Source organism: Geminocystis sp. CENA526 (assembly GCF_050753365.1).
Taxonomy (GTDB): domain Bacteria; phylum Cyanobacteriota; class Cyanobacteriia; order Cyanobacteriales; family Cyanobacteriaceae; genus Geminocystis.
Window position 1 is genome coordinate 1 of record NZ_JBLZFY010000126.1, and the last position, 10409, is coordinate 10409.

Here is a 10409-nt window from a genome sequence, read left to right on the forward strand (position 1 = left end):
AGGGATATTTTCAGGTATTTTCTCTAAGGTTATTTTTCCTTGATGATAAGTTCCTTCAATAGTTTTTAACATAATTTATCCTCTTATCTTTTGTTTATTATATTTAATTTTAATCTCATCTTGTCCCGATCGAACCCTCCCCACAATTCCTCATATCGATCGAACTCCCCCTCTCTGTCATTGCGAGGCACGAAGCAATCTCCCCAACTCGATCGAACTTCCCTATCCTGTCATTGGGAGGTACGAAGCAATCCCCAATCGATCGAACTTATTAGTTCCCCCCTTTTTTCAAGAGGGGTTAGGGGGGATCAATCCGATTGTTACAATTTCGTGACCTTTACCCCAAAAAGTAGTCACATCGATCGAAAAAATGTTAAATTTGTATAAATGTTTTATCAAACGTATTTATGCCTCCATGAGCAAATATACCCAAGCCCTCTCCCTCGCCCAAGACTTTCTCCTTGATGCCGCCCTCAATGAAAGCCTCCAAGAATATTTATCTCTAGCCTTTGGGGATAACTACGATACTAACCTCGCTACTTTTATTTTTTCCGCTTTTGGGAATCAAAGTTTTAATAACTTACCTGCGATCGAAATCCTCAGCAGTGGTACTCTTGGTAATGCTAACGGTGCTTTTGCCATTTCTACCAATACTATCTACTTATCTGACTTATTCTTAAACAACGCCTCAACCCAACAAATCGCAGGAGTAATTTTAGAAGAAATTGGACACTGGATCGATTCACAAATTAATATTGAAGATACTCAGGGAGACGAAGGAGCGATATTTTCTGCCCTCTTACAAGGCATAGAATTGACTCCCGATGAATGGCAAGATTTACGAATCGAAGATGACAGTGCGATCGTTACCATTGACGGTTATGAAGTAATTATCGAACAAAATGTTGGTTATTTAGGAGGAAACATTGATCAGATATTAATTGGTATAGATCGATTTCTCAATTTTCTTGAATCTTCTGTTTCTCGTCTCAATCAAGTATCTTTACCTCTCATCGGCAATAATTTGGCTAATGCCGACTTTTCCAGTTGGATTCAAAATGCCCGTAACGGATTAGCTGGTATATCAAATCTTTCTACTACCAGTAACACAACCATTCAAACTACCATCAACAACCGATTAGCAAATACAGGGTTATCTATTTCTAACGTTACCCTAAGTTCTAGTCAAGTTGCCTTTGATTTAAACTTAAACAGAAGTCAGAATATTTCTGGTGTAACTTTTTCGGAAAACTTAGGCTTAAATAACCTCCCCTTGAAGTTAAACACCACTGGTTCAATTACCCCTAATCTCTCCCTTCAATCTAGCCCCTTCCGCTTTACTCTTAATTCTAGTGGGTTAACGTCACCATCCGTCACAGGAAGATCTCTTAATGTCGGTTTAGGCTTAAATCTTAGCACTTTCAATGTCAATGGTAATTTAGGTTTTTTACCTCTAAATTTAACTAAAAATTCCTCTCAGACTAATAATCTTAACTTCAATTTCAACGTTCCTTTGGACGGTAGCACTTTTAATCAACCTGTGCTCAACGGCGGTATTAATTTGGATGGTAGAATTGTACTACCAGAAATTAATGTATTTTCTGGTGTAAATATCGATCTCCCCGATTTTGCCTTTAATTTGGGATTAAACTATAACAATGGCAACTTAAGCACTAATTTTGATAATGTTGCTTTGCAATTTAATGCCTCGTTTTTAGGTGGTTATTCACGATACATACAAAACATAATTAACCCCATTAGACCTGTAGTTGATACTTTATCTCAAGACATAAAACCATTATCAGATCTAAATATTTTTGGCGAAAGACCGTTTATTAGTATGTTAGATCAAGGTATTGGTAATAAAGACGGTAAGGTCAACTTTATCGATTTTATTTATCTGGCAGATATACAAAATGGTACTAACTATGGGCCACAAGTTAATAATCTGATCCAAATATTTAATACCCTAGATGCTTTCAGCAATTTGGGCGGTAGTGGAACAACGACTGTTAATCTAGGTAAGTTTACCGTTAACCCTAATTTTAACCCTAATAATCCTAACTTTGGAAGTGCTTTAACTAATGTTCAAACATTGAATAACAGCAACTTTTTCAGTAATTTAGCTTCTCAATCTGGTACTAATAACACTTTCTTTCTTAATACAGCCTTTGGATTTCCCCTAGTAGAAAATCCGACTCAAGCATTTAATTTTTTACTAGGACAAGATCTTAATCTAGTAACCTTTCAAACTAATTTAGGTGCTAATTTTTCCTATGATTATTTTATCTCGGTATTAGGTCCTTTGGGGGTTAATATTGGTGCTGATTTAGGTATTGGCGTTAATTTGGGATTAGGGTATGACACTCGTGGGCTACGTCGGTATTTTAGCAGTAATAATGCTTCTGATTTAGCTCAGGGTTTTTATGTAAGCACTCGTCAAAATGCAGATGGTACTGGTGCAGATATTGCAGAAGCTATTATCAGGGGAAGACTTCGTATTGAAGGAGGAGTAGATATTACAGTAGCTAAGGCTTTTATCGGTGGCAATATAGAGGGTACTCTTGGCTTTAATTTAATTGATCCAGATGGTGATGGCAAAGTTAGAATCGATGAATTTGGACAGTTTAACAGTCTCTTTGATGCCTTTGAAACTACTACTACCCTTACCGCAGGACTTCACGGACGAGCAGAAATAGGAGTCTGGCCCTTAAAGAAAAAATGGGAACAGCAATTTGCTACTTACACATTGTACGATCGCACCTTTTCTAACTATCGTCCCCCTTACAATCCTAACTTAGCTAGTGTCAGTGGCGGAGTTTTGGTACTTCATACAGGTATGGCGGCAGGAAATCGAGCCTCTGATATTTCAGGTATTATCAACGAAGGAATTTCCATCAGTGGCGATGTGCAGGTTAGTGGATTTGGTCATACCCAGAACTTCGGTGGAGTAAATCAAATTCGAGGGGATGGAGGCAATGGTAATGATATTTTAAATGTAGCAGAAAATTTACAAAAAACTATTTATTTCGATGGTGGCACTGGTAATGACGTTATCAATGGTGGAGCATTAGCCGATACACTACGAGGGGGAGACGGAGATGATCAGTTGTACGGTAGAGGTGGGCATGATCGGCTTTTCGGCGACAATGGCAATGATACTCTCCATGGCGACGCAGGAAATGACACCCTTTATGGCGGTAATGGCCATGACGCTCTCCATGGTGGTACAGGTAATGATTTGCTTTATGGTGAAGCGGGGAATGATACCCTCTATGGTGGTGATGGTAATGACACCCTTTATGGTGGCACGGGGAATGATGTGTTAGATGGAGGTAACGGCAATGATACCCTCTATGGTGGTGATGGCCATGATATTCTGAGAGCAGGAGGCGGTGTTACCGTTTCTGGACAACCAAGCAACAGACTATACGGTGGTTCTGGTAACGATACTCTTTATGGAAGTTCTCAACAGGATTTGCTAGACGGTGGTAGTGGTAATGACGTTGTCTATGGCGGTGCTGGTAATGACATAATTAACGGTGGTAGTGGTGATGATACTCTTTATGGAGAGATAGGAAATGACACCATTAACGGTGGTTTTGGAAACGATAAAATTTACGGTGGAGAGGGAGACGATTCCCTTTTAGGTGGTTATGGAAATGATACTCTTTATGGTGGTTCGGGGAATGATATTCTGAGAGGAGAGCAGGGGAATAATACCCTCTATGGTGAAGCAGGTAATGATATTCTCTATGCTATCGGTGGAGCAAATTATCTCAATGGAGGTTATTCAAATCAAAATGCAAATGTACCTTCGGGCAATGATACTTATTGGATCAGTAAAGATGCAGGAGGTACAGTCATTGAAGATTACAATGGGTTCTTTAACGATAACGATCAAGTATGGCTTCCCTTTTCCTTCGATCAGAATTTAGATGCTGACTCTCGCCATTTCCATAGAGACGGACAAGATTTAATTATTGATCTTAATCGGGATGGCACTTTCTCAAGGGCTTCTGATTTAACCATCAAAAACTTTTTCTTCCGTGCCCAGAATACAAGAACACCTCTATACCTGATTGAAAATATAGGACATCGTAATTCAACTGGAGTTGTTACGAATATTACTGGTAATACTATACTAAAACACTTCAATATTGCTCCTAAAATTGCCGGTGGCAACTTTGACCTAGACGGAGTTGATCTGATACCTAATGTAAATAATGGAAATTTAATTTCCGAGATCGTTCCTGATGGTGGGATTATCGATCCAGATGTAGCTCAAAAGGCGATCGCTGTTACATATTTCGATAACAATAGAATTGGCACATGGGAATATTCTACAGACAATGGCAGAACTTGGCATGGTGTTCCTGCTGTTAGTGAAAGCAATGCTCTTTTATTAAAAGCCAGTGATCGACTTCGTTTCAATCCGGATGTTGATGTAATTGAGGCACTTAAGGCAAAAGCCGATAGAAGTTGGCGGCAATCCACGTTTCAGTTTCGAGCCTGGGATCGCACAGATGACTTTCCTTCTGGATCAACAGTCAACATCACTAAAACGGGAGGTAATTCAGCTTTTAGTTCAGAAGTGGCTACTGGCAAAGTAGAAATGTTGTTAGAACCACCTGAAAACACCTGGAGTCTTGAAATAAAGAGCAATCAAGATCCTTCAGATTTACAAAAGCCTCCCGGTATCATTCTACACGATGCTGTGTTAGCAGGACGAAGCGTATTTTTAGTTGGCAATACAACGGGTATTCTTTGGAGTGGGCAAACTCATTTTGGGGGACATAATGATATTTGGTTAACTCAGGTTGATATTAAAACTGGCGAAAGACGACCGTTATGGGCAATAGGAACCCAATATTCCGATACGAGAGCAAAAATTGCTTGGTCTCAAACAGATCCTGATACAGTTTATGTAAGCTATAGTGCTTTTCTAGGTATCGATAACTATCATGGTCAACTAGTAAAGTTAAATACTAGAACTGGTGCTCACACGTCAATCAGTGTAACTAATACCACCAACGGCACTCGTTATCCTGTGGACATTGCCACAGATCAAGAGGGAAATATATATGCACTGTTTAACATTAAGGGTGCCCAAGGAGGAGATTTAAAACCCGATAACAGAGTCATTGTTTACAACAGCAATTTGCAACAAATAGGTTCTATTGACTTCGGCTATGGTGTGGTTGCCAACAAAATTCATGTAACTGGCCCAGATAGTTTTGGCGTTGCTGGATTTAGAACCACTGATTTTGTTTTAAGTTCTTATGATCCTGGCTATGATGTTTTTAAAAACAGGGCTAACAATACGCGAGACATATACTTCGCAAGAATTAATAAGCCTTCTGGTCAATCAGGATACTCTATTACGCAGGAAGTCGAGGGAATTAGATATTATGTATCTAAAAATGATGAATTTGGTATAGATTTTGAACATATTAAACCCGATGATATAGTTACTGGTCTTTATACGAAAGACTGGAGTGCGCGTGATGAAGTTTATATTTCAACAAGTTCAGGGGTTTTTGTGACATTTGATCATGTCGGTAGTGGAAAGGTATTTAAACCTAGACAAATTGTTACTGGGTTGTCAGTTGATGAAAATGATAATGTTTATGTCACAGGTAAAACTGATGTTAAAGATACCTCACAAAAAATAATTGGCGGTAGTTCGTGGATTACAAAATACGAAGGAACGACTAATCCGGCGCTTACTTTTCAGTCTGCATCTGGAATTTGGCATAAAGCTAATGCTCAAGGGGAAGCTCAGAATGGTATTAACTTTTTCCCCAATGCTCTTTTGTTGGATCCCGACGATAGGTTAGGTATGGCATTGTTTGGTAGAGCCACTACCAGTGATCAGCCCAGTGATGTTTCTGCACATAAAAATGATTACATTTGGGGAACAGGGTTAAAGTCTATTAACAATGCCCCTGTTTTGGTAGAAGCAATAAATTACCCATTTCTGAACTTAATTGCTTCTCTTGGATATGGATCTATTTATCTCGATGATGATTTTTCCTACAGCACCGTTGAGACCTTAGTTTCGTTAAATAGCAGTGTTGGTAATTATTCTTACGGGAACCCGGTCACAATGGTTGACTATGATGGAGATGTCTTAGGTATTGCTGTTACTAACGTAGATAATACCAATGGAGATTGGCAGTTTTCTAATGATAATGGAACATCTTGGTTGAGCAGTAGGCATGAGATCAATCTCTGGAACAGCTTTAACGGTTATGACGAACGATCCAACAACTACAGTGACATCTTTTCCCGACTTTTAGGGCCTGATGTCCGAATGCGTTTTGTACCCGATCAAGGCTACATTGGTGAATCTAGCTTTCAATTTCGCCTATGGGACATGACCGATCAACCGGATCGGAATGACTTTGCTGTGTCCAAGATAGGGCGCATAACGGCCCATGGTGGCGATACTCCTTACAGCAGTGGTATTGGGACGGTCAAAGTAGAAATCACTAACCTAGCTCCCTATCTCGATACTAGATCAACACTGGAAATCTCCGATTTAAGCTATAAGAATACCAATCCTGTTGGGCGTACCATTGATTCTCTCATCCCCAATCATACGATTATGGATGGGTTTTCGAGATTTGTTCCCCTCAATTCCGGGGACTTAGCTGGGTCGGGATGGATTCAATACCAGCCTAAGTCGATCGCACTTATCTCTGTGGATAACAGTAACGGTAAATGGCAATTTGCCACCAATAATGATAATTGGCAGGATGTAGGAGAAGTGAGCGAAGCCAACGCCCGTTTACTCAATTCAGAACATAAAATCCGCTTTGTGCCTAATAGCGGTTACTTAGGGGAAGCCTCTTTTACCTTCCGAGCATGGGATCAAACTAACGGAAATGGTGGAGAAACTTTCAACGTAAGTGCCACTGGTGGAACAACCCCCTTCAGTGCAGAAACTCGCACCGCTACCATCAAAGTCTTTAACACCGCTCCTGTTTTAAGTCTTAGTAACAATGCAACTTTACCTTCAATCAGTCACAATAACAAAGAGAGTACAGGTAGAACCGTTGCTCAGATCGTTCCCAATGGTGTCATTACCGATGCCGATGGAGCAATTAAGGCGATCGCCGTTACGTCAGTTAACGATAGTAATGGTACATGGCAATACTCCACTAATAACGGGGAGAGTTGGTTAAACTTTGGTAACGTTAGTCAAAGCCAAGCTCGACTCTTACAAAATAATCATCGTATCCGTTTTATTCCTAACACTAATTTTGTAGGTAACGCTACCTTTAATTTTAAAGCATGGGATGGAAGTATCGGTGTGGCAGGATCAACGGCAAATACTAACACGAATGGAGGAGAAACACCTTTTAGTGTCGCTAATGGTACTGCTCGAATTGCCATTACTAATACCGCCCCCGTTTTACCCGATTCTTCATCTATTCTGGGCAACCTAACCTCCATCACCAATAAAAATATTATTCCCCTCGGTAATCTTATCGCCGATATTATTCCCGATAACGTCATCACCGATAAAGACGGCAACCCCCAAAAGTCGATCGCACTAACTGCGATTAACAACAATAATGGTAAATGGCAGTATTCCCTAGATTTTGGCGAGACATGGTTAAACATTAACCCCGTCAGTGAAACTTCTGCTTTGTTGCTAGATAGTTTCAGTCGGATTCGTTTTCTTCCTAACAGTAATTTTGTCGGTAATGCTATCTTCAGCTTCCGAGCATGGGATCAAAGAACTGGTAAGGTAGGGCGGTATGTCAATACCAGTAGTAATGGCGGAAACACAGCCTTTAGTAGCGTTATTAGAAATGCACGAATCAGAATAACCGCCTTAGATGCAGAAGGAGAGACGATTTTAACTGCGTTCGATACAGGCTTGAATCCTGAAACAAAAAGAAGTTTTGAATATACAGGGGCGATCGGCAACAATGCTAGTAAATCTCCATCTAGAGATGTGGACTTTTATAAAATTCAACTGAATCAAGGGGATGTAATTAACGTTAAAGTTATCACTGGGGACATTAACTCTCCCTTAGATGCCATGATTGAGTTTTATAACTCTCAAGGTGAAAAACTCGGATTTAGTGATAAAAGAATCATATTTGATCCCGAAGCCGAAAATCCAACGGAAAATATGGAGATTTCTAACGAGCCATTTTTAACCCTCACTGCTCCTGAAACGGGGGATTATTACATTCGAGTTAGTGCCAGTGGCAATGAATCTCCCTCTCCTTTTCTTGAAGAAAGTCCGGTTAATATCAATCCCTCCACATCTGGAACTTATAAATTGATCCTAGATATGGAAACCTTCGTGGAAATCAAAGCCGTCAGTGCTAACAAAAATGAAGGCCATAGTGGAACAACCCCCTTTACTTTTGACGTGATTCGGACAGGAAATCTAAACATTGCCAACAGTGTTGAATGGGCAGTCACTGGTTCGGGAGCAAATCGAGCCGACAAAGACGATTTTGCTAACGGGATATTTCCTTCTGGTAAAATTGATTTTGCGGTGGGAGAAGAATCAAAAAGGATCACAGTGCGAGTCAGGGGGGATTTAGATTTTGAGCCTGACGAACAATTTACCGTCAGATTATCCAATCCCAGTAATGGAGCAATTATTACCACTGCCACTGCGAGAGGAACGATCAGAAACGATGAAATTTTAGTAGTCAACACCTTTAACAATAACAATGCTATCTCCATTGTGGATAATGATCAGAGTAATCCCTATCCTTCAGCCATTAATGTTTCAGGGCTTGATGGTAACATTAACAAAGTTCAAGTAGTTCTGCGAAATATTAGTCATAGCTGGGCAAAAGATATTGATATACTGCTAGTTAGTCCTACTGGTGCAAAATCCCTCGTAATGTCAGATGTTGGGGGGACAAAAGCCTTAAATAAAGTGACTTTAACTATTGATCCTTCCGCTTCCCAGTTCTTATCTCAGAATGACCAAATTATTACAGGAACTTACAAGCCAACGGATTTTGAGACCAACGACATTTTTAAATCTCCCGCCCCCAGTGGACCCTATAAAGCCGATTTTTCCATTTTTAACAGAACTAATCCCAACGGGCAATGGAATCTATATGTTATGGATGACGAAAGAATAGCATCTGGAACTATTCAGGGAGGTTGGTCTTTAATTTTAGAAACCACCACTCCTATAATTATTCCTCAAATTAACCTTAGTGGTAATCAAACAGTGGTAGAAGGTTTTACTAGCCCTCAGAATGTTTTATATACGGTTACTCTTTCTGAACCCGGCAATCAAAATGTTTCAGTACAATATTCTACGGCTAATGGCACTGCTACGGCGGGGGCTGACTATACGGCTACCAATGGTACTTTAACATTCTTACCTGGAGAAATTACTAAAACCATCAGTATCCCGATCCTTAATGATTCTATCAATGAACCTAATGAGACATTCACTTTAAGATTAACTAATCCTTTTAATAGTACGTTGGGACGTGCAACGGCAACTACAACTATCACTGATACTGTTTTCGCCGACATTAATACAACCTTAAGGTCTAATGTAGAAAATTTAACTTTAACAGGCACAGGTAATATCAACGGAACGGGTAATGCAGGAAATAATATCATTCAAGGAAATAGTGGCAATAATCGCCTTAACGGCGGTGAAGGGAATGATACCTTAAATGGTGGTGATGGTAACGATACTTTGATAGGTGGTACGGGAGCTGACAGAATGGCCGGGGGGAAAGGCAACGATACCTACTATGTGGACAATACGGGCGATCGAGTTATCGAAGTCCTGAATCAGGGTACAGATACAGTTCGATCGAACATCACCTATACTTTACCGAATCATGTGGAAAATCTCATTTTAGAAGGTACAGGTAATATTAATGGTAGTGGTAATAGTCTTAATAATGTGATTACGGGTAACAATGGTAATAATATCCTTAATGGTGGCACGGGTGCTGACACCCTCAGAGGGGGTAAAGGAAACGATACCTACTATGTGGATAACACGGGCGATCGAGTTATCGAAAATGCTAATGAAGGAATTGATACGGTGCGATCGAACATCACCTATACTTTACCTAACCATGTAGAAAATCTAATCTTAGAAGGTACAGGTAATATTAACGGTACGGGTAATACCCTTGCTAATCGCATCACGGGGAATAGTGACAATAATCGCCTTAATGGGGGTGATGGTAACGACACCTTAAATGGTGGTAATGGTAATGATACTCTCAATGGTGGCACGGGTGCGGACAGAATGGTAGGTGGTAAAGGAGATGATACTTATTATGTGGATAATGCCAATGACATAGTAGTCGAAAAACTCAATGAGGGAATTGATACTGTTATCTCTACTATCACCTATACTTTACCTAATCATGTAGAAAATCTAATCT

General features: G+C 40.0%; 1 protein-coding gene. It reads left to right on the forward strand.

Annotation, left to right across the window (positions count from 1 at the left end):
- Nucleotides 1–370 precede the first annotated feature (370 nt).
- Nucleotides 371–10409: Calx-beta domain-containing protein (locus ACN4EE_RS20325; protein WP_431708325.1), on the forward strand; the 10039-nt coding region annotated here is incomplete at its 3' end.